General features: G+C 64.4%; 18 protein-coding genes. 12 read left to right on the plus strand and 6 right to left on the minus strand.

The window, feature by feature from the left end:
* Positions 1 to 388 precede the first annotated feature (388 nt).
* On the plus strand, positions 389 to 1,474 hold the full coding sequence (locus tag AA0Z93_RS11615) for a pyridoxal phosphate-dependent aminotransferase (protein WP_413048799.1): 1,086 nt from the start codon (positions 389 to 391) through the stop codon (positions 1,472 to 1,474).
* Positions 1,475 to 1,585: 111 nt separating this feature from the next.
* Here the strand turns inward: AA0Z93_RS11615 and AA0Z93_RS11620 are convergent, their stop codons facing one another.
* Positions 1,586 to 2,050, minus strand: a complete 465-nt coding sequence (locus tag AA0Z93_RS11620; protein ID WP_413048798.1) for a multidrug transporter — start codon at positions 2,048 to 2,050, stop codon at positions 1,586 to 1,588.
* 267 nt (positions 2,051 to 2,317) lie between these two features.
* On the opposite strand from AA0Z93_RS11620, the gene AA0Z93_RS11625 reads away from it, so the two are divergent.
* Positions 2,318 to 3,073, plus strand: coding sequence for a hypothetical protein (locus AA0Z93_RS11625; RefSeq protein ID WP_413048797.1), 756 nt, complete (start codon positions 2,318 to 2,320; stop codon positions 3,071 to 3,073).
* Positions 3,074 to 3,132: 59 nt separating this feature from the next.
* Here the strand turns inward: AA0Z93_RS11625 and yaaA are convergent, their stop codons facing one another.
* The gene (yaaA, locus tag AA0Z93_RS11630; protein WP_413048796.1) at positions 3,133 to 3,912 is read right to left on the minus strand and encodes a peroxide stress protein YaaA; all 780 of its coding nucleotides are present in this window, start codon (positions 3,910 to 3,912) and stop codon (positions 3,133 to 3,135) included.
* Between the two features lie 135 nt (positions 3,913 to 4,047).
* On the opposite strand from yaaA, the gene AA0Z93_RS11635 reads away from it, so the two are divergent.
* From AA0Z93_RS11635 to moaE, 5 genes are all read left to right on the plus strand, one after another.
* Complete coding sequence (locus AA0Z93_RS11635; protein ID WP_413048795.1) at positions 4,048 to 5,181, plus strand: polysaccharide deacetylase family protein; 1,134 nt, start codon at positions 4,048 to 4,050, stop codon at positions 5,179 to 5,181.
* Between the two features lie 287 nt (positions 5,182 to 5,468).
* Positions 5,469 to 6,863 (plus strand): PhoH family protein, encoded by a 1,395-nt coding sequence (locus AA0Z93_RS11640; protein ID WP_413048794.1) that lies wholly within the window; start codon positions 5,469 to 5,471, stop codon positions 6,861 to 6,863.
* A gap of 93 nt (positions 6,864 to 6,956) precedes the next feature.
* Complete coding sequence (gene moaC, locus AA0Z93_RS11645) at positions 6,957 to 7,430, plus strand: cyclic pyranopterin monophosphate synthase MoaC (RefSeq protein ID WP_413048793.1); 474 nt, start codon at positions 6,957 to 6,959, stop codon at positions 7,428 to 7,430.
* Positions 7,427 to 7,672: a MoaD/ThiS family protein gene (locus tag AA0Z93_RS11650; protein ID WP_413048792.1), complete on the plus strand. Its 246-nt coding sequence runs from the start codon at positions 7,427 to 7,429 to the stop codon at positions 7,670 to 7,672. Before moaC ends, AA0Z93_RS11650 begins: the two co-directional genes overlap by 4 nt.
* A 2-nt stretch (positions 7,673 to 7,674) precedes the next feature.
* A complete protein-coding gene (moaE, locus tag AA0Z93_RS11655; RefSeq protein ID WP_413048791.1) occupies positions 7,675 to 8,121 on the plus strand; it encodes a molybdopterin synthase catalytic subunit MoaE in 447 nt (148 codons plus the stop codon).
* 35 nt (positions 8,122 to 8,156) lie between these two features.
* Here moaE and rhlB read toward each other — a convergent pair whose 3' ends face one another.
* The 3 genes from rhlB to algW all read right to left on the minus strand — a co-directional run bounded on the left by rhlB (position 8,157) and on the right by algW (position 11,744).
* Entirely contained in the window at positions 8,157 to 9,602 is a 1,446-nt protein-coding gene (gene rhlB, locus AA0Z93_RS11660; RefSeq protein WP_413048790.1) for an ATP-dependent RNA helicase RhlB, read from the minus strand.
* A gap of 104 nt (positions 9,603 to 9,706) precedes the next feature.
* Entirely contained in the window at positions 9,707 to 10,363 is a 657-nt protein-coding gene (locus AA0Z93_RS11665; protein WP_413048789.1) for an alpha/beta hydrolase, read from the minus strand.
* A gap of 217 nt (positions 10,364 to 10,580) precedes the next feature.
* Positions 10,581 to 11,744, minus strand: a complete 1,164-nt coding sequence (algW, locus tag AA0Z93_RS11670; RefSeq protein ID WP_413048788.1) for a Do family serine endopeptidase AlgW — start codon at positions 11,742 to 11,744, stop codon at positions 10,581 to 10,583.
* A gap of 173 nt (positions 11,745 to 11,917) precedes the next feature.
* Between algW and AA0Z93_RS11675 the strand changes: the two genes are divergently transcribed.
* The 3 genes from AA0Z93_RS11675 (at position 11,918) to cysN (ending at position 15,966) form a co-directional block, all read left to right on the plus strand.
* A complete protein-coding gene (locus AA0Z93_RS11675; protein WP_413048787.1) occupies positions 11,918 to 12,676 on the plus strand; it encodes a Nif3-like dinuclear metal center hexameric protein in 759 nt (252 codons plus the stop codon).
* Positions 12,677 to 13,131: 455 nt separating this feature from the next.
* Entirely contained in the window at positions 13,132 to 14,049 is a 918-nt protein-coding gene (gene cysD, locus AA0Z93_RS11680) for a sulfate adenylyltransferase subunit CysD (RefSeq protein ID WP_413048786.1), read from the plus strand.
* A 15-nt stretch (positions 14,050 to 14,064) separates the two neighbouring features.
* On the plus strand, positions 14,065 to 15,966 hold the full coding sequence (cysN, locus tag AA0Z93_RS11685; RefSeq protein ID WP_413048785.1) for a sulfate adenylyltransferase subunit CysN: 1,902 nt from the start codon (positions 14,065 to 14,067) through the stop codon (positions 15,964 to 15,966).
* Positions 15,967 to 16,787: 821 nt separating this feature from the next.
* Here cysN and AA0Z93_RS11690 read toward each other — a convergent pair.
* Positions 16,788 to 17,225 (minus strand): YhcB family protein, encoded by a 438-nt coding sequence (locus tag AA0Z93_RS11690; protein ID WP_313741642.1) that lies wholly within the window; start codon positions 17,223 to 17,225, stop codon positions 16,788 to 16,790.
* A gap of 140 nt (positions 17,226 to 17,365) precedes the next feature.
* On the opposite strand from AA0Z93_RS11690, the gene AA0Z93_RS11695 reads away from it, so the two are divergent.
* Positions 17,366 to 18,001 carry an alpha/beta hydrolase gene (locus tag AA0Z93_RS11695; protein ID WP_413048784.1) on the plus strand — a complete coding sequence of 212 codons (636 nt, stop codon included), beginning with the start codon at positions 17,366 to 17,368 and terminating at the stop codon, positions 17,999 to 18,001.
* Positions 18,002 to 18,027: 26 nt separating this feature from the next.
* Positions 18,028 to 19,377 carry a tryptophan--tRNA ligase gene (locus tag AA0Z93_RS11700; RefSeq protein ID WP_413048783.1) on the plus strand — a complete coding sequence of 450 codons (1,350 nt, stop codon included), beginning with the start codon at positions 18,028 to 18,030 and terminating at the stop codon, positions 19,375 to 19,377.
* Positions 19,378 to 19,392: the final 15 nt, after the last annotated feature.

Below are 19,392 nucleotides of genomic sequence, written 5' to 3' on the forward strand. Positions count from 1 at the left end.
CAGGCGGTATTGCGGACCAATCCGGTCCGTTGGGCAATCGGGGCCTGATGACTGCGATCGGTTACATCAGGTGCTCTACGATGCCTGCCTGAATAAGGCCTGCTGCGCAGGCCATCGCAGCTGAAGCCGCTCCAACACGGTTTTTGTCGCCTGAAAGACTTGGCTGCACGAAGTCTCACAAAGGAACCCTGTAAGAGCGGCCGGTTCGGCGCTCCGATTAGCCGCGATGGGCTGCGCAGCAGCCCCAGATGACGCTGTCTACGCGTGACTGACTGCCATTAGTCATTGCGAGCCCGCCTTGGAGCAGCCGGGCATGGCGCCGTGCCACCCTAAAGACCGTTCCGCTCCAGGCGTCCTTTAGTCATCGACTCCCTGGAGGCACTACCACATGGAAGGTTTATCGCGGCGTCGTCTCGTCGGTCTCGGTGCGGCCCTGCCGTTCTTCAGTCAGGCCAGCCAGGTCAGCTGGGCACTGCCAGCGCCTGCCGACCCCTCACCCGTACGGCTCAACTACAACGAGAGCCCGTGGGGGCCGAGCGCGGCGGCGCGCGCAGCCATGCAGGCGGGCATCGCCGGTTGCGGCCGTTATCCCTATCCATTGCAATACCAACTGATCGAGGTATTCGCGCGGCAGAACGGTCTGAGCGAAGACCAGGTACAGGTGTTCTGCGGCTCCAAGCTGGCCCTGCAGTACGCCGTGCATGCCTTCACCGACAAACGCAGCCTGGTGGTGGCCGAGCCCTCCTACGAAGCGCCGGTCGACACCGCCCAGGCGCGTGGCACGCAGGTGCATGCCATACCCCTGGACGCCCGGCATGCCCACGACGTGGACGCCATGCTGGCTGCCGATAGCGCGCCGGGCATGCTCTATGTGTGCAATCCCAACAACCCCACCGGCACCCTGACGCCGGCGACAGCGTTGCAGCGGCTGATCGCCAAGGCGCCGTCCGACACCGTGGTGGTGGTCGACGAGGCCTACATCCACTTCAGCGATGCGCCCAGCTGCCTGCCCTTGGTCGCCAGACATCCCAACCTGCTGGTGTTGCGCACCTTCTCCAAGCTGTACGGCATGGCCGGCGCCCGCGTAGGTTTGGCCATCGGGCAGCCTGCGCTGTTGGCACGACTGGAGGCGTTCGACGGCTACAACGTCGCTGCCGAGCCCAGCCTGCGCGGCGCCCTGGCCAGCTTGCAGGACGGCCCCCTGGTCGCGCAGCGCAAGCGCGACAACCAGCGCTTGCGCGACTCGACCCTGGCGCGGCTGCGGCAGGCGGGCTGGCGCTGCACGGCCTCGCAGGCCAACTGTTTCATGGTCGATGTGCGGCGGCCGGCCGGGGAGGTGGCGCAGGCGTTGGCCAAGGCGCAGGTGCTGGTGGGGCGGGTATGGCCGAGTTGGCCGACCTGGCTGCGGGTCAGTGTCGGCGATGCGGCGCAGATGCAACGCTTCGAGGAAGCATTTTTCCAGGTAGTGGGCTGAGCGGACCGCTTACGGAGCTTTGCCGTGCGTGCCGGGCCTCGTCACCCTCGGCGCAGGGGGCGCGGCATGTGCGCGGCAACGCAGCCGGCCTGTTTCCAGCGTGAGCCCCGTTCAGTTGGCGAAGCGCCCTTGCAGGTGCTCTGCACGAAACTCCAGGGTCTGCGCGCGATAGCCACTGCGCAGTGGCGGCAGCGGCAGGCAGTCGCTCCATTCGGCGCCGGCTTGTAGCTCGCCCGGCCCGCGATAACGCGGCGCGCTGTAGGTGCTTTCGGCGAGGTTGACGGTATCGCCCGGCGCATAAGCGGCAATGCGCCAGCGCAATTCGCTCAGCGGTGCCGCGTTGGCGTTTTTCATCCGTACCTGCAAAGGCCGATCGGCCGGGCAACCGTCTGGTGCATAGCTCAGCCGCAGGTCGAGCCGCGCCAGTTGCGCGGCCTCACGGGTGTCTTGCCAGGCGACCCACGTCGCGACCAGACCCAGCCCCAGCACGGCTGCCAGCGACAGTGGCAGGGCCTTTTGCGGGTAGCGCAGCAGCAGGGCCAGCCAAGTGAGCAGCAACAACGCGCCGATGAGCATGGAATGCGAGCCTGGGTGGGAAGTGGTTTGGCCATGCTAGCGGTATTCGATCTGGGGTTCAAAGCGCCTTGAGCGGTGCGTGCAGTGTGGGGCAGGGGTCTGTGGCAGGACGCGGCTTGAGCACACAGCTGGCGGCGCGTGCGGTTCTGGCGCCTGGCATTTCTGCCAGTACAAATTGAGCGCCGTTGACTCTAGGGTAGTCGCCAAGCGCTGCCTGATAGGCAGCAACACTCCGCAAATACGACGCCAAGCGCTTAAGGAACTGACATGACTACTTCCGAGCACGCCATTCACGATCAAGGCTACATGAGCGCTACCATCGACGGTAAACCCACGTCCCTCACCACCAAGATCGACCCATCCGGTGGGGTCATCGGCATCAATGACAGGAACCAGTTCGTCTACATCGGTTTTTCCGAGGACATTGCCGACGGCAATTACAACATCGGCGAGTACGGCATCTCGGCCTATATAGGCGGCGACCATTCAGGGGCGGCGGTACGCGGCAAGCTCAAGGACTTCAAACGGAGCGAAAGCGACCGGGTGATCATCCAGGGCAAGTTCGAATTCACGGCCGTCGACGAGAATGGTCTCGAGATCGAGGTTAGCGATGGCGCGTTTTCGGTATCGGCGATATCAGCGGCGAAAGCCAATGCTTCGGGTGTGGCGTCAGCCACCTTCAAGCCCGAACTGGCGAGCAACGCAAGGTTCGACGCCGACCACTTCAGCTATTCTGGCACGTCCGACAAACCAAGCTTGGTCTGGGTAAGGCAGGACGAGAACCTTCAGGGCGACTTGAATTCGCTGGGTGTGTTGTTCACCCTCATCTATGACGACCCTGCAAACCCAACTGTAAGAAACGCGTTCATGACCATCCATCAATCGGTCGTGCCAGCCACACTGTTCAGTCCTGCTGTGGTGAGCCTCACGCCCGGCCAGACCATCGAGATCCAGTTCGACGTGGAGTTCTCTTACATGGGCGAGTCATACAGAAGCAAAGGTTTGCTCACGCTCAATCTGTAGACGTCGGGCGCGTTCGTCTGCTCGCGCGACGTGGCGCGAGCGGGGTTCCTTTTGCCGCGTCAGGCCGGCGCCTGGTCGCGCAAGAACACCAGATGGTCCGGTGTGGACTGCTCAGCGCTGTAGTAGTAGCCCTGTTCATCGAAACCCTGCAAATGCTGCGGGTCTTCGATGCGCTCCTTGATCACGAAACGGCTCATCATGCCCCGCGCCTTCTTGGCGTAGAAGCTGATGATCTTGTGCTGGCCGTTCTTCAAGTCCTTGAAGTCGACGTCGATCACCCGAGCCTCGAGCGCGCTGCGTTTGACCGCGCCGAAGTACTCGTTGCTGGCCAGGTTCAGCAGCAGATCGTCGCCTTGGTCGGCCAGGGCTTGGTTCAGCCATTGGCTGATGCGCGCACCCCAGAACGCGTAGAGGTCCTTGCCGCGCGGGTTGGCCAGTTTGGTGCCCATTTCCAGGCGGTAGGGCTGCATCAGATCGAGGGGACGCAGCAGACCATAGAGGCCCGAGAGCATGCGCAGGTGGTCCTGGGCATAGCTGAAGTCGTCTTCGCCGAGGCTTTCGGCGTCCAGGCCGGTGTAGACGTCGCCCTTGAAGGCGAGCAGCGCCTGCTTGGCGTTGCTCGGGCTGAACTCGGTGCTCCAGCTGCCGAAGCGCGCGGCATTGAGGCCGGCAAGCTTGTCCGAAAGGTGCATCAGCGCGGCGATCTGCGCCGGGCTCAGCTCGCGCAGTTGCGCGATGAGCAACTCGGCATGCTCGAGGTGCTGCGGCAGGGTGGAACGCTCGGTGACGGGCGGGGTGTCGTAGTCGAGGGTCTTGGCGGGGGAAATCACCGTCAGCATCGGTGCGGCTCCTGAAGTCGATGGGGGATTCTACGGCGCAGGTCGCGCCAGGCCAAATCGGCATGGCGACAAACGCAGACCTCGGACGGGGCAGAGGCTATAGTGCCGGCCATGTCTTTTGCGGAGTGATCGATCGTGCGCATTGTCTTGGGCCTGCTGGCAGGTCTGTTAGGCCTGACCGTACAGGCCGCGCCCGTCTCGCCCTATGTCAGCCTCGACCGCGCAGCATGGCCCGAGCGGCTGGACAGCCCGGTGCTGTTCGACGTCGCTTCGCGGGCGGAAATTCTCTCTTTCGCGCGCGCGCTCAACGACAGCGAACAGCTCGACGAAACGGCGCTGGCGGCGCGTCTGGGCCTGCGCCAGGTCAACTTGCAGAAAGTGCGCGCCGTGCGTGCGCGGCTATGGCAGCGGTTATGGCACAACTACCAGCAGGCGCAACTGAGCTGCGAACAGGACGCCTCGTTCTGCTATCCGCTGGAAAGTCTCGCTGAGTTGCGCACCCAAGCTGCGCAATTCGCCGACGATGTCGGCGAGTTCTATACCGGTTGGGTGGAGCCCAGCTACCGCTTCCACCAGCGTTACCTCGACGAGCAGTTGCGCAAGGCGGCGCTGCTCGGCCAGACCTCCAGCGAAGTTGAGCGGCTGTCGGATGCCGAGCGCGACGGCGCAACCCTCAACGACCGCGTGTTCCTGTTGAGCTTCGTCGGCGGCCCGAGTGCGCCAGGCGGCGCCACCGACGGCCTGACCGACTACCTGCGGCGCCAGCAGGTCGAAGGTACCTTCTTCGTGCTCGGCAACCGCTTGCAGCAACGCCGCGGCGCCAGTTCGGTCGAGGCGCTGCGTGCGTTGTACGCGCGGCAGTGCGTCGGCATCCAGGGCTGGGAATACCGCTCCCATGCGCAGTGGCAGGGCTGGCAGGACTCGCTGCGGCGCAGCCAGGCGCGGGTGCAGAGCGATCTGCCGACGCAGTACGTGCCGCTGTTCCGTCCGCCCTATGGGCAGCGGCGCAGCGATGGCGACGGCTTCATGGCCAGCCAGGGGTTGCAGGTGTCGTTGTGGGACATCGACGCCCAGGACGACGGCAGCCTCGACAGCCAGGCCTCGGCGCAACGCGTGCTGACCTTGATGCTGCTGTGGCGCAAGGGCGTGGTGCAGTTCCACGACAGCCTGGACAAGGCGCAGCCGGCCGTCGAGTGGTTGCTGGAGAACACCGCGCAGAGCGGTCTGGGCTGGGAAGACTGCCACGCCTATGGCACGTCGACACGTTGAGGCACCAGGGCGAGGCCTATCACTTTAGCCGTCGTTCGGCCGTACGCAAGGTCGCTTGGGCGATCGGAAAAATAAACTGCACATCCGCGTGAAAGTGCTTTTTCCCGTCATGGGTTTTGCGGTATGAAAGAAGCCAGACAGCCGAATCCTGCAGCACAGGTGGCGTCATCCAGACTCCCCTTGCCAGGTGCGCCCCCCGCCCGTAACGACGCGGATACGGGGAGAACGGCGGTCAATCTGTAGCGCAGCGGCACGTGCTACGTGGCTTCGATATAAGGTGACCGAGTATGGATGACCAAGGACGCACCCCTTCCTCCAGCAAGCCAATCCTCTATGTCCTCGATACCAATGTCCTGATTCACGACCCCAACGCGTTACTCAACTTCGAGGAGCACCACGTCGCCTTGCCGATGACCGTGCTGGAGGAACTCGACAAGCTCAAGACCGGCAAACAATCGATCGCCGCCGACTGTCGCCAGGCCATCCGCCTGATCGATCAGACGCTCGGCGACGCCACACCCAGCGCAGTGGAGCAGGGCGTGCCGATCCAGCGTGGCAAGAACGGGCCGAAGGGCTTTCTGTCGATCCTGATGAGCCCGCGCCATGAAGCCAGCCATGTGCTGCCGGCGCACCTGAACGACAACATCATCATCAACCAGCTCCTCGAGCTGCGCGCCAAGCGTACCGACCTCGACGTGGTGCTGGTCACCAAAGACATCAACATGCGCCTGAAGGCGCGCGCCTGCGGCATCGCCGCCGAGGACTACAGCACCGATCAGCTGGTCGACGACGTGTCCCTGCTGTCCAAGGGCTATCACTCGGTCAATGGCTCGTTCTGGGACCGCGTCAGCAAGGTCGATACCCGCCAGGAGCGCGGACGCACCTGGCACCGCGTGCAATTGGCCGAAGCCTTGCCGGCGGTACACGTCAACGAATTCATCATCGACGAACAGGGCTTCGTGGGCTGGATCAAAGGCGCTCGCGAAGGTGAATTGCTGCTGCTCGACCTGCACCAGGAACCGCTGCTGCACCAGGAAGCCTGGGGCCTCAAACCGCGCGACATCCACCAGAGCCTGGCGCTGCTCGCGCTGCTCGACCCCGACATCCACCTGGTCAACCTGACCGGCGCCGCCGGCTCGGGCAAGACCATCCTGGCCCTGGCGGCGGCCATCGAGCAGACCATGGTCAGCAAGCGCTACCGGCGCATCATCGCCACCCGCAGCGTGCAGGGCCTGGACCAGGAGATCGGCTTCCTGCCCGGCACCGAGGCCGAGAAGATGGAGCCTTGGCTGGGCGCCATCACCGACAACCTCGAAGCCCTGCACATGGACGACGAAAGCACCCACGGCAGCGTCGAATACATCCTCGAACGGGTACCGTTGCAGTTCAAATCGCTCAACTACATCCGCGGTCGCAGCTTCCAGCAGAGCCTGATCCTGATCGACGAGTGCCAGAACCTCACCCCGCACCAGATGAAAACCATCATCACCCGCGCGGGCGCCGGTTCCAAAGTGGTCTGCCTGGGCAACCTGGCGCAGATCGACACCCCCTACCTGTCCGCTACAAGCTCCGGTCTGACCTACCTCACCGAGCGCTTCAAGGACTTCCCCCACGGCGTGCACATCACCCTGCAAGGGGTACCGCGTTCGGTACTGGCCGAATACGCCGAGTCGCATATGTAAGGTCGGACATCGGGCGGCACGCCGCCCGATTTTTCCCTGCGCAAGCGTGGCCCCGGGGTTTACACTCGCAGCTCCCTTCACAGGAGCAGAGCAGTGCTGACACACCTTGATTCCCAGGGGCGGGCCAACATGGTCGACGTCACCGAGAAAGCCGTCACCGCGCGCGAAGCGGTGGCCGAGGCCCGCGTGCGCATGCTGCCGCAGACCCTACGCATGATCGTCGAGGGCGAGCACCCCAAGGGCGACGTGTTCGCCGTGGCGCGTATCGCCGGCATCCAGGCGGCGAAGAAGACCAGCGACCTGATTCCCCTCTGCCACCCGCTGATGCTCACCAGCGTCAAGGTCCAGCTGCGCGCCGAAGGCGACGCCTGTGTGCTGATCCAGGCGCGCTGCAAGCTGGCCGGGCAGACCGGCGTGGAAATGGAAGCGCTCACGGCGGCCAGCGTGGCCGCGCTGACGATCTACGACATGTGCAAGGCGGTGGACAAAGGCATGGTCATCGAGCAGGTCCGCTTGCTGGAAAAGCGCGGCGGCAAGAGCGGCGACTTCATGGCGGGCGCCTCGTGAACGTGCAGGTGGTGTACTTCGCCCGCTACCGCGAACGCTTGGGCCTGGATGGCGAAGCGCTGGCGGGCCAGTTCGCGTGCGTCGACGATGTGCGCCAGGCCTTGCTCGCCCGTGGCGAAGCTTACGCCGTGCTGGCCGAGCAGAACCTGATGTGCGCGCGCAACCAGGATCTGTGCCGGCTGGCCGAGCCGCTCGCAGAGGGTGACGAAGTCGCATTCTTCCCGCCCGTGACCGGAGGTTGAACATGGCCGTATGCGTGCAGGAAGGCGCTTTCGATCCGGGCCAGGCGGTCAACGCCATGCACGCGGCGAATGTCGGCGTGGGCGCGGTGGTGAGCTTCGTGGGCTACGTGCGCGACTTCAACGACGGTCGCGACGTGGCGGGAATGTTCCTCGAGCACTACCCCGGTATGACGGAAAAGGCCTTGGCCAAGATCGTGGCTGAAGCCGAGCAGCGTTGGCCGCTGCTCAAGGTCGAAGTGCTGCACCGTATCGGCGCGTTGGCCCCAGGTGAGCCGATCGTCTTCGTCGGCGTGGCCAGCGCGCACCGGCAGGCGGCGTTCGCCGCCTGCGACTTCATCATGGATTACCTGAAGACCCGTGCCCCGTTCTGGAAGAAGGAAAGCACGGGCGAGGGACCGCGTTGGGTCGAGGGCAAGCAGAGCGACCAGGACGCGGCGCAGCGCTGGTGATTGGCCAGGAGCGGATGGCGCCCGCTCCTGAGGGCCTAGGGTTTACGCGGTACGGGTGTTAGCAACGCTTCAGGCGGCATTTCGCATTTGATCTTGCGCCCCAGCAGCTCCTCGATACCCGGCAACTGGTACGAGTCGTCTTCCCCGGCAAAGCTGATCGACACGCCATTGGCCCCGGCACGTCCGGTACGACCGATGCGGTGCACATAGTCGTCCGGGTCTTCGGGCAGGGTGAAATTGATCACATGGCTGATGCCGTCGATGTGGATGCCACGGCCCGCCACGTCGGTGGCCACCAGCACGGTCACGCGGCCCTCACGGAAGTTTTCCAGGGTGCGGATGCGCTTGTGCTGCGGTACGTCGCCCGACAACTGCGCGGCGTTGATGCCGTCGCGCACCAGGCGCTCTTCGATGCGCCGCACCTCGTCCTTGCGGTTGGCGAAGACCATCACCCGCGACCAGCCGTTCTGCGTCACCAGGTTGTACAGCAGCTTGTACTTGTCGCTGCCGGCTACGGCATAGACGTGCTGCTCGACGGTGTCGCTGGCCACGCTTTCCGGCTCGATCTCGACGATGGCGGGCTCGGTGGTCCACTGCTTGGCCAGGTTCATCACATCCTCGGTGAAGGTGGCCGAGAACAGCAGGGTCTGGCGCTCCACCTTGGGCGGGGTCTGGCGAATGATCTGCCGTACCTGGGGGATGAAGCCCATGTCGAGCATGCGGTCGGCTTCGTCGAGCACCATCACTTCGACCATGTCCAGGTGCACCTCACCGCGCTGATGGAAGTCCATCAAGCGACCTGGGGTCGCGACCAGGATGTCGCAGTGGCGGGCTTCGAGGGCCTTGAGCTGCTTGTCGAAATCCATGCCGCCGACGAAGGTCATGACGTTCAGACCGCTGTATTTAGTCAGCCCCGCCGCGTCCTTGGCGATCTGCACCACCAGCTCACGGGTGGGAGCGATGATCAGTGCGCGCGGCTCGCCCATGTAACGCTCCTTGGGCGGCGGCGTCTGTTGCAATTGGGCGATGATCGAGATCAGGAAGGCCGCGGTCTTGCCGGTGCCGGTCTGCGCGCGACCGATGGCGTCCTGACCGCGCAGGGTATGCCCCAGCACCTGCGCCTGGATCGGCGTGCAGTAGGGGAAGCCCAGGTCATGGATGGCGTGCATCAGTTCGGGCGACAGCTTGAAGTCGTGAAAGCGCGTCTTGCCCTCGGCCGGTTCGACGACGAAATCTTCCAGCTTCCATAACGAGGCTTGCGGCTTGGGCTTGCGCTCGCGACGGGGTTTGGGTTTGGCGACGGGTTCGACAGGCTCGCTGGCAGCCGTAGGCATGGGCGGGGTGGCGTGAGTCGGCGCCGGAGATGGCGGGGAAGCCGGCGCAGCGGCGGCCGGCGGCGGTTGTATCACGGGGGCAGCGGGCGCGACGGCCCGGGAGGCTGCCTCGTCCTTGCCGAATAGTTTCTTGAGTGCCTTGAGCACGGTCGTCTCATCAACTGATTAAGGAATGTACGCCGGGCAGTGTAAAGCAAGTTCCATGCGCGGCGTAGTACGGTTCGCAGGCAACTACAAAGTGGCCGCGTCGATCAGCGTAGGCGCGCGGCCAACCAGTCGAAGATGTCTTGAATCTGCGCAGGTAGCACCTGGTGCTCCATCGGGTATTCCTTCCACTCTGCCGCCACGCCCCACCGCTTGAGGTATTCGAAGGCGGTGCGGCCCATCGAGGGGATCACCACCGGGTCGTGCACACCATGCAGGCAGAGCGCAGGCGTACGCTGCTGGCAGGCGCTGAGCTGGTGTTCGTCGCCGAAGGTGGGGGCGTAGGTCGACAGTGCCAGTACGCCGCCCAGCGCTTCCTGCCAGGCGACGTAGGCCGTGTGCAGCACCACCGCGCCGCCCTGGGAGAAGCCGGCGAGGAAGATGCGCGAAAGGTCGATGCCCTTGCTGCGCTCTGCCTCGATCAACGCCACCACCTGAGCGGCCGATTCGTCCAACTGCGCCTCGTCGATGGCCCGTGCCGGGCTCATCGCCTTGATGTCGTACCAGCTGGGCATGGCATAGCCGCCGTTGATGGTCACCGCGCGGGTCGGCGCCTGGGGCATGATGAAGCGCGTGCTGAGCAGGCCTCCCTGCAACGCTTCGGCCACCGGCAGGAAGTCGTAGCGGTCGGCGCCCAGACCGTGCAGCCAGATGACACAGGCATCGGCGGTCTTTTGCGGTTCTAGGATCAACGGGTCGGTCATGTCTGCTCCATGAAGTGGGCGCTTTCCTGTTCAAGTGCGGGAAAGCACCAGCCAGTGGGTGGGTAAGGTCTGTGCGAAAGCCTTGAACACTCGTCGGTGCCGGGTAGGAAATCGCCACATTCGACCTTCGCCTCGGGACTTTTCGCATAGGCCGCCAGGGCGAACGATGGCGTCACCCTACAGGTTTTAGCGCCGCCGTGCGTCGGCGCTTCGACGGCTACTTCTCTTGCTGCTTGACCACCGGCGCCGGTGGCGGACGCAGGCCGACCTCGGCGATCAGTTTGAGCTGCTTGCCGTTGCGCATCACTTCGATGGCCACTTTGTTGTTGGGCTTGATCCGTGCCACCTGGTTCATCGACTTGCGGCCATCGCCGGCCGGCTCGCCATTGATGTTCAGGATCACGTCGCCGACCTGCAATCCGGCTCGCGCCGCCGGGCCTTCACGGAAGATGCCGGCGACGACGATGCCCGGACGGCCCTTGAGGCCGAAGGATTCGGCCAGCTCCGGGCTCAACGGCTGCACTTCGATGCCCAGCCAGCCACGGATCACCTGGCCATGCTCGATGATCGACTTCATCACCTCCAGCGCCAGCTTGACCGGAATGGCGAAGCCGATGCCCTGCGAGCCGCCGGACTTGGAGAAGATCGCCGTGTTGATGCCAGTGAGGTTGCCGTTGGCATCGACCAGCGCGCCGCCGGAGTTGCCGGGGTTGATCGCGGCGTCGGTCTGGATGAAGTCTTCGTAGTTGTTCAGGCCCAACTGGTTGCGCCCGGTGGCGCTGATGATGCCCATGGTGACCGTCTGGCCGACGCCGAACGGGTTGCCGATGGCCAGCGACACGTCACCGATGCGCAGGGTGTCGGAGCGGCCGATGGTGATGGCCGGCAGGTCCTGAAGGTCGATCTTGAGTACCGCCAGATCGGTTTCCGGATCGCTGCCGATCACCCGTGCCAGGGTCTCGCGGCCGTCCTTGAGGGCCACCACGATCTGGTCGGCACCGCTGGTGACGTGGTTGTTGGTCAGCAGGTAGCCCTCGGGGCTCATGATCACCGCCGAGCCCAGGCTCGACTCCCAGCGCCGCTGCTTGGGCAGGTTGTCGCCGAAGAAACGGCGGAATTGCGGGTCTTCGAACAAAGGATGGGCGGCGTTCTTGTTGACCACCTTGGTGGTGTAGAGGTTGACCACCGCCGGTGCCGCGTGGGTGACCGCGTCGGCGTACGACACCGGCCCCTGCACCACTTGGCCGCTCTGCGGCGCCTGTTGCAGGTTGACGTCCTGGCTGGGCAGGCCCACCCACTGGGGGAAACGCTGGATCACCAACAGCGCGATCATGATCCCGGTCAGAAGGGGCCAGCCGACGTAACGCAAAGCCTTGAGCATCGAACGAATCCTGGGAGTAGGGCGGGGGCCGCAGCGTCGGGGCACATGCCGGTACGACGCTGCGGCGAGCGGCGACCACGGACGGTGTTCGCGGGGCGGTCGGCGGCTCATAATGGCCGGCATTATACGGGCAGCGCGCCTGTCACCAAGGTCGATTTGAAGGAGTTTTTTCCATGGCTGTCGCTCTCGATACGCTGGTCGCCGAAGCCGAACGCTATTTGGCCAGCAAGGGCTTTCAGGACTACTGCCCCAATGGCTTGCAGGTCGAGGGTCGGCCACAGGTGCGGCGCATCGTCAGCGGCGTCACCGCCAGCCAGGCATTGATCGACGCCGCCGTGCAGGCCGAAGCCGATCTGCTGCTGGTGCACCATGGCTATTTCTGGAAGGGCGAGAACCCTTGCATCACCGGCATGAAGCAGCGCCGGGTGAAGGCCCTGCTGCAACACGATCTCAGCCTGCTGGCCTTCCACCTGCCGCTGGACGTACACCCAGAGGTGGGCAACAACGTGCAGCTCGCCCGCCAATTGGGCATCACCGTCGAAGGCCCGCTGGACCCGGCCGACAGACGTGTGGTCGGCCTGCTCGGCGCGCTGCCCGAACCGGTCTCGCCGCGCGACTTCGCCCGGCACGTGCAGGAGGTGCTGGGCCGCGAGCCGCTGCTGATCGAAGGCGAGCAGATGATCCGCCGTGTGGGCTGGTGCACCGGCGGTGGCCAGGGCTACATCGACCAGGCCATCGCGGCGGGGGTCGATCTGTTCATCAGCGGCGAGGCCTCGGAACAGACCTACCACAGCGCCCGTGAGCACGGCATCAGCTTCATCGCCGCAGGGCACCACGCCACCGAGCGCTATGGGGTGCAGGCCCTGGGCGATTACCTGGCGCGGCGCTTCGCCGTGGAGCATCTGTTCATCGATTGTCCGAATCCGATTTGACGGTTAGGCAGTGATGGGGGGGCGTGCTGCCGGGTTCGGTTGAATGATGACTGTCCGGTACGCCCTGGTGAAAACGTCGGGCGCGCTGTGCGGGCCATTGCGGCTAAAGCCGCTCCCACAAATTGGGCGTGACCCTGTTGGAGCGGCTTCAGCCGCGATGGGCGGCAACGCCGCCCTGGATCAGGCGTCGCATATTCTCTATGGAGAAGCGTTCTGGCCATCGGGCCGGTGCCGCCGGCCCAAGCTGCGCGACGAACCAGATGCTAAGCACTTTTGCCTGCAATGGCATCCCAGCTCCCCTCGGCGAAAACTGGGCTCTTACCCCAAACCCCCAGTCATATCGTTAGGCCTTTTCGATCTATCCGGCCTCCTAAATAGAATCGACCCCTGTGATAAAGTGCCCTGCTCGAACACGGCCCGCAGGCCGTCCATAAGATCGTTTTACGTGAGTAGCCATGGTCGACAAACTGACGCACTTGAAACAGCTGGAGGCGGAAAGCATCCACATCATCCGCGAGGTGGCCGCCGAGTTCGACAACCCGGTCATGCTGTACTCGATCGGCAAGGATTCCGCCGTGATGCTGCACCTGGCGCGCAAGGCCTTCTTCCCAGGCAAGCTGCCCTTCCCGGTGATGCACGTCGACACCCAGTGGAAATTCCAGGAGATGTACCGCTTCCGCGACAAGATGGTCGAGGAAATGGGCCTGGAGCTGATCACCCACGTCAACCCAGAGGGCGTGGCCCAGGGCATCAACCCCTTCACCCACGGCAGCGCCAAGCACACCGACATCATGAAGACCCAGGGCCTCAAGCAGGCGCTGGACAAGCATGGTTTCGACGCGGCCTTCGGCGGTGCCCGTCGCGATGAAGAGAAGTCGCGCGCCAAAGAGCGCGTCTACTCGTTCCGCGACAGCAAGCACCGCTGGGATCCGAAGAACCAGCGCCCCGAGCTGTGGAACGTTTACAACGGCAAGGTCAACAAGGGCGAATCGATCCGCGTCTTCCCGCTGTCGAACTGGACCGAGCTGGACATCTGGCAGTACATCTACCTCGAAGGCATCCCGATCGTGCCGCTGTACTTCGCCGCCGAACGCGAAGTCATCGAGAAGAACGGCACTCTGATCATGATCGACGACGACCGCATCCTCGAGCACCTTTCCGAGGAAGAGAAGGCGCGCATCGTCAAGAAGAAGGTGCGCTTCCGTACCCTGGGCTGCTACCCGCTGACGGGCGCCGTCGAGTCCGAGGCCGAGTCGCTGACCGACATCATCCAGGAAATGTTGCTGACGCGAACGTCCGAGCGCCAGGGCCGGGTCATCGACCACGACGGCGCAGGCTCCATGGAAGACAAGAAACGCCAGGGCTACTTCTAATTTCAGGGTTACTCCATGTCGCACCAATCTGATCTGATCAGCGAGGACATCCTCGCCTACCTGGCCCAGCACGAGCGCAAGGAACTCCTGCGTTTCCTGACTTGCGGCAATGTCGATGACGGCAAGAGCACCCTGATCGGGCGCCTGCTGCACGACTCGAAGATGATCTACGAGGACCACCTCGAGGCCATCACCCGCGACTCGAAAAAATCCGGCACCACCGGCGAGGACATCGACCTGGCGCTGCTGGTCGACGGTTTGCAGGCCGAGCGCGAGCAGGGCATCACCATCGATGTCGCCTACCGCTACTTCTCCACCGCCAAGCGCAAGTTCATCATCGCCGACACCCCGGGCCACGAGCAGTACACCCGCAACATGGCCACCGGGGCCTCGACCTGCGACCTGGCGATCATCCTGGTCGACGCCCGCTACGGCGTGCAGACCCAGACCCGCCGCCACAGCTACATCGCTTCCCTGCTGGGCATCAAGCACATCGTGGTCGCGGTCAACAAGATGGACCTCAAGGGCTTCGACGAGCAGGTCTTCGAGTCGATCAAGAGCGACTATCTGGACTTCGCCGAGCGCATCGACCTGCAACCGTCGAGCCTGCACTTCGTGCCCATGTCGGCGCTCAAGGGCGACAACGTGGTCAACCGCAGCGAGCGTTCGCCGTGGTACACCGGCCCTGCGCTGATGGAAATCCTGGAAACCGTGGAAGTGGCGGCCGACCGCAATTTCACCGACCTGCGTTTCCCGGTGCAGTACGTCAACCGGCCGAACCTGAACTTCCGCGGCTTCGCCGGCACCGTCGCCAGCGGCATCGTGCACAAGGGCGACGAAGTGGTGGTGCTGCCCTCGGGCAAGAGCAGCCGGGTCAAGTCCATCGTCACCTACGAAGGCGAGCTGGAGAATGCCGGTCCCGGCCAGGCCATCACCCTGACCATGGAAGACGAGATCGACATCTCCCGTGGCGACCTGCTGGTGCATGCCGACAACGTACCGACGGTGGCCGATCAATTCGACGCCATGCTGGTGTGGATGGCCGAAGAGCCGATGCTGCCGGGCAAGAAATACGACATCAAGCGCGCCACCAGCTACGTGCCGGGCTCGATCGCCAGCATCACCCACAAGGTCGATGTGAACACCCTGGAGAAGGGCGCGGCCAGCGCGTTGCAGCTCAACGAGATCGGCCGGGTGAGCGTCAGCCTCGACTGGTCGGTGGCGCTGGACGGCTATGACAGCAACCGCACCACCGGCGCGTTCATCGTCATCGACCGCCTGACCAACGGCACCGTCGGCGCCGGCATGATCATCGCGCCGCCGGTCCTGCCCCATGGCGGCAACGGCCAGCATGGCAAGACCGCCCACGTCGCTACCGAAGAGCGCGCCCGGCGCTTCGGCCAGCAACCGGCCACCGTGCTGTTCAGCGGCCTGTCCGGCGCCGGCAAGAGCACCCTGGCCTATGCCGTGGAGCGCAAGCTGTTCGACATGGGCCGTGCGGTCTACGTGCTCGACGGCCAGAACCTGCGCCATGACCTGAACAAGGGCTTGCCGCAGGATCGCGCCGGTCGTACCGAAAACTGGCGCCGTGCCGCCCACGTAGCGCGCCAGTTCAACGAAGCCGGCCTGCTGACCCTGGCCGCCTTCGTCGCCCCGGACGCCGAAGGCCGCGAACAGGCCAAGGCGCTGATCGGCCAGGACCGTCTGTTGACCGTCTACGTCCAGGCCTCGCCCCTGGCCTGCCGCGCCCGCGACCCGCAAGGGCTGTATGCGGCCGAAGGCGACAACATCCCGGGGGAAAGCTTCCCGTACGATGTGCCGCTGGACGCCGATGTGGTCATCGACACGCAGAACAGCAGCGTCGAGGACGGCGTGAAGCAGGTGCTGGACGCGTTGCGTCGGCGTGGGGCGATCTAAGCGTCATTACCAGCCCTGGATTGGCGGGGCTGGTTGAGGCGCTGCGTCCTGCAGATTCGGCGGACGCTACGAAAGCGGCGTCACCCTTAAAGGGTGGCGCCGCTTTTTTGTGGGCCAGGAAATGCGCGGCGAACCGCATTCAAACGATCGGCTGAAAGGTTTTCCCGCAAAAGGTAAAGATAGGTAAAAGCCGCAACGGCCAGGCCGGGCTTGACTCTACACTCGCGGCGGTGCCGGGTCTGTAAGTGGAGGAGGCATCTGTTTTCCAGCTTTCGGAGTGCCGTAATGAAATTGAAGCGAGTCCTGCGTGCGGCCTTGGTGGCCGCGATGGTGTCCAGTCTCTCGGGGTGCTGGTTGTTCATGCCACCAGGTGGCGGGGGCGGGCACGGTGGGCATGGAGGCGGGGGGCCTGGCGTGAGCGGTGGTCCGCGCTAAACAAGCGATGGAAACGCCCGTCCGTTCAGCCCTGTGGCGCTGGGCGGACTTAGGATGAGCTGGCGTGCCTGTTCATGGGAACTGAGGCTGCTGGCAGGTTCTAGACTTACGCTCGAGCAACGGGGCGGGAATCCCTGCCTGCTGCCCGCTGTGCAATGGCGCTCTTAGTGTGCAAGGGCTGGTGATTGACCAGCGCATCTATCAGGAGCACCACTATGAACGCTATCGACTACATAGAGCCGACCATCGGCCGCCTTGGCGGAGACGACGATGAAAACGGCAATCCTTGGCGCTGACGTGAGATGAAGAAAAGCCCTGCAACCGCAGGGCTTTTCTTTTAGGGCAACGATCGACCTTTCAAGTAAGGCCTTCGATCATTCAGCGGTTCAGTGCTTCAAACCGTAGCTCTCATCGAGCATACCCGGCGAGTTCGGCGCCTTGGGCGCGTAGTCGCGAGGGGCGTCGGCGCTGTCGCGTGGTGGGGTCAGACGGTCGCGGTGGTGCTGCGGCGCCTCGGAGTGCAATGCGGCGAGCAGGCGCTGGCGGGTGAGGTCGTCGAGCGCCAGGCGGTCGGCGCCTTCGGCCAGGTGGTCCTGCACGTCCTGGTAGCTTTGGGTCAGGCGCTTGACCAGGGTGGCGGTGCTGTTGAAGTGCGTCACCACTTCGTTCTGATAACTGTCGAAGCGTTGCTGGAGATCGTCCAGCTGGCGTTGCGAGCTGCTGGGCGCGGCATGGGGCAGCAGACGGGCAGCGACAAAGCCGGCGACCACGCCGACCACCAATGCCAGGGTCGGCAACAACCAAACAAGGAGCGAGAGTTCCACGAGTCCTTCCTCTATAAACGGCTTTGCTTTACGTTAACGGCTCAGACCTGCGCTGTATACCGCGAGCGATCGCAACTATCTCAGAACAGAATTCAATCCGCTAGACGAATCGACCCCTCCCGAGGTCACGGAGTAGAGCCTTGCTTGTCCGCGAAACCCCTTGCGTCATCGACGGTCCGATCGGCCCCCTGGAGGGCCTGCACCTGGAAGTGGAGAACGCCCGTGGCGTGGTGCTGATCTGCCACCCCAACCCGGTGCAAGGCGGCACCATGCTCAACAAGGTGGTCTCGACCCTGCAACGCACCGCACGCGACGCCGGTTACAGCACGCTGCGCTTCAACTATCGCGGTGTCGGCCAGAGTGCCGGCAGCTCCGACATGGGCGCGGGAGAGGTCGACGACAGCGAGGCTGCCGCCCAATGGCTGCGCCAGCGCCATCCGCAACTGCCGCTGGTGCTCATGGGTTTTTCCTTTGGTGGTTTCGTGGCCACGGCGCTGGCCGGTCGCCTCGAGAGCCAAGGCGTCGACATCGCCCAGCTGTTCATGATCGCTCCGGCCGTGATGCGTTTGACCGAGCAGTTCGCGCTGCCGCAGCGTTGCCCCGTCACCCTGATCCAGCCCGATGCCGACGAGGTCATCGATCCGCTCGTGGTTTACGAATGGTCTGACGCGCTACCGCGCCCCCATGCGTTGCTGAAAGTGGCAGAATGCGGGCACTTCTTCCATGGCAAGCTGACCGATCTGAAAGATCTGCTGTTGCCGCGTCTCTCGAACTGAGCCAAGCCTGACCAAGCGAACACCCCATGACTACGCGCATCCTTACCGGCATCACCACCACCGGCACCCCGCATCTGGGCAACTTTGCTGGCGCCATCGGCCCGGCCATCCGCGCCAGCCAGCAGCCTGGCGTCGACTCGTTCTACTTCCTGGCCGACTACCACGCCCTGATCAAGTGCGACGACCCGCAGCGCATCCAGCGCTCGCGCCTGGAGATCGCCGCCACCTGGCTGGCCGGTGGCCTCGACCCGGACAACGTCACCTTCTATCGCCAGTCGGACATTCCCGAAATCCCCGAACTCACCTGGCTGTTGACCTGCGTCGCCGGCAAGGGTCTGCTCAATCGCGCCCATGCCTACAAAGCCTCGGTCGACAAGAACCTGGAAAACGGCGAAGACCCGGATGCCGGCGTCAGCATGGGGCTGTTCAGCTATCCGGTGCTGATGGCCGCCGACATCCTCATGTTCAACGCCCACCGCGTGCCGGTCGGCCGCGACCAGGTGCAACACGTGGAAATGGCCCGCGACATCGGCCAGCGCTTCAACCATCTGTTCGGCCAGGGCAAGGAGTTCTTCACCCTGCCCGAGGCGGTGATCGAGGAAAGCGTCGCCACGCTGCCGGGCCTCGACGGGCGCAAGATGTCCAAGAGCTACGACAACACCATTCCCCTGTTCGCCAGCGCCAGGGACATGAAAGACGCGATCTCGCGCATCGTCACCGACTCGCGCGCGCCTGGCGAGGCGAAAGATCCCGATACCTCGCACCTGTTCACCCTGTTCCAGGCCTTCGCGACCCCGGTTCAGGCGCAAACCCTGCGCGACGATCTGCTGCAGGGCCTGGGCTGGGGCGAGGCCAAGCAGCGTCTGTTCCAACTGCTCGACGGCCAGTTGGCCGCACCACGCGAGCGTTACCACGAACTGCTGGCCCGTCCGGCAGATCTCGAAGACATCCTGCTCGCCGGTGCCGCCAAGGCGCGCCACACCGCCACGCCCTTCCTCGAACAACTGCGCGAAGCGGTGGGCCTGCGCTCGTTCCGCAACATCGTCCAGGCCGCGCCCGAAGTGGCCAAGAAAGCCATCAAGAGCGCCCGCTTCGTCAGTTTCCGCGAGCAGGACGGCAGTTTCCGCTTCCGCCTGCTGGCTGCCGACGGCGAGCAACTGCTGCTCTCGCGCGCCTTCGCCGACGGCAAGAGCGCCGGGGCCGTCAGCAAGCAACTGCAGCAGGGCGGGGAAGCGGACGTGCGCGCCGAAGGCCTGAGTTACCATCTCTGGCTGGAAGGTGAGCCGGTCGCCGAAGGGCCCGCGTTCGCTGACGCCCAGGCGCGCGATGCGGCCATCCTCAGGTTGCGTGCGGCATTGGCACCCGTCGAGGGCTGAGGCAACTTGACGCAA

Origin of the sequence: Pseudomonas phoenicis (assembly GCF_047302395.1) — a bacterium.
In the GTDB taxonomy this organism is placed as follows: Bacteria; Pseudomonadota; Gammaproteobacteria; order Pseudomonadales; family Pseudomonadaceae; genus Aquipseudomonas.

Excerpts from the sequence above, each read along its gene's own strand:
- AA0Z93_RS11615 (WP_413048799.1), top strand. The coding sequence starts at position 389 with ATGGAAGGTTTATCGCGGCGTCGTCTCGTCGGTCTCGGTGCGGCCCTG.
- AA0Z93_RS11620 (WP_413048798.1), bottom strand. The coding sequence starts at position 2,050 with ATGCTCATCGGCGCGTTGTTGCTGCTCACTTGGCTGGCCCTGCTGCTG.
- AA0Z93_RS11625 (WP_413048797.1), top strand. The coding sequence starts at position 2,318 with ATGACTACTTCCGAGCACGCCATTCACGATCAAGGCTACATGAGCGCT.
- yaaA (WP_413048796.1), bottom strand. The coding sequence starts at position 3,912 with ATGCTGACGGTGATTTCCCCCGCCAAGACCCTCGACTACGACACCCCG.
- AA0Z93_RS11640 (WP_413048794.1), top strand. The coding sequence starts at position 5,469 with ATGGATGACCAAGGACGCACCCCTTCCTCCAGCAAGCCAATCCTCTAT.
- moaE (WP_413048791.1), top strand. The coding sequence starts at position 7,675 with ATGGCCGTATGCGTGCAGGAAGGCGCTTTCGATCCGGGCCAGGCGGTC.
- AA0Z93_RS11665 (WP_413048789.1), bottom strand. The coding sequence starts at position 10,363 with ATGACCGACCCGTTGATCCTAGAACCGCAAAAGACCGCCGATGCCTGT.
- algW (WP_413048788.1), bottom strand. The coding sequence starts at position 11,744 with ATGCTCAAGGCTTTGCGTTACGTCGGCTGGCCCCTTCTGACCGGGATC.
- AA0Z93_RS11675 (WP_413048787.1), top strand. The coding sequence starts at position 11,918 with ATGGCTGTCGCTCTCGATACGCTGGTCGCCGAAGCCGAACGCTATTTG.
- cysD (WP_413048786.1), top strand. The coding sequence starts at position 13,132 with ATGGTCGACAAACTGACGCACTTGAAACAGCTGGAGGCGGAAAGCATC.
- cysN (WP_413048785.1), top strand. The coding sequence starts at position 14,065 with ATGTCGCACCAATCTGATCTGATCAGCGAGGACATCCTCGCCTACCTG.
- AA0Z93_RS11700 (WP_413048783.1), top strand. The coding sequence starts at position 18,028 with ATGACTACGCGCATCCTTACCGGCATCACCACCACCGGCACCCCGCAT.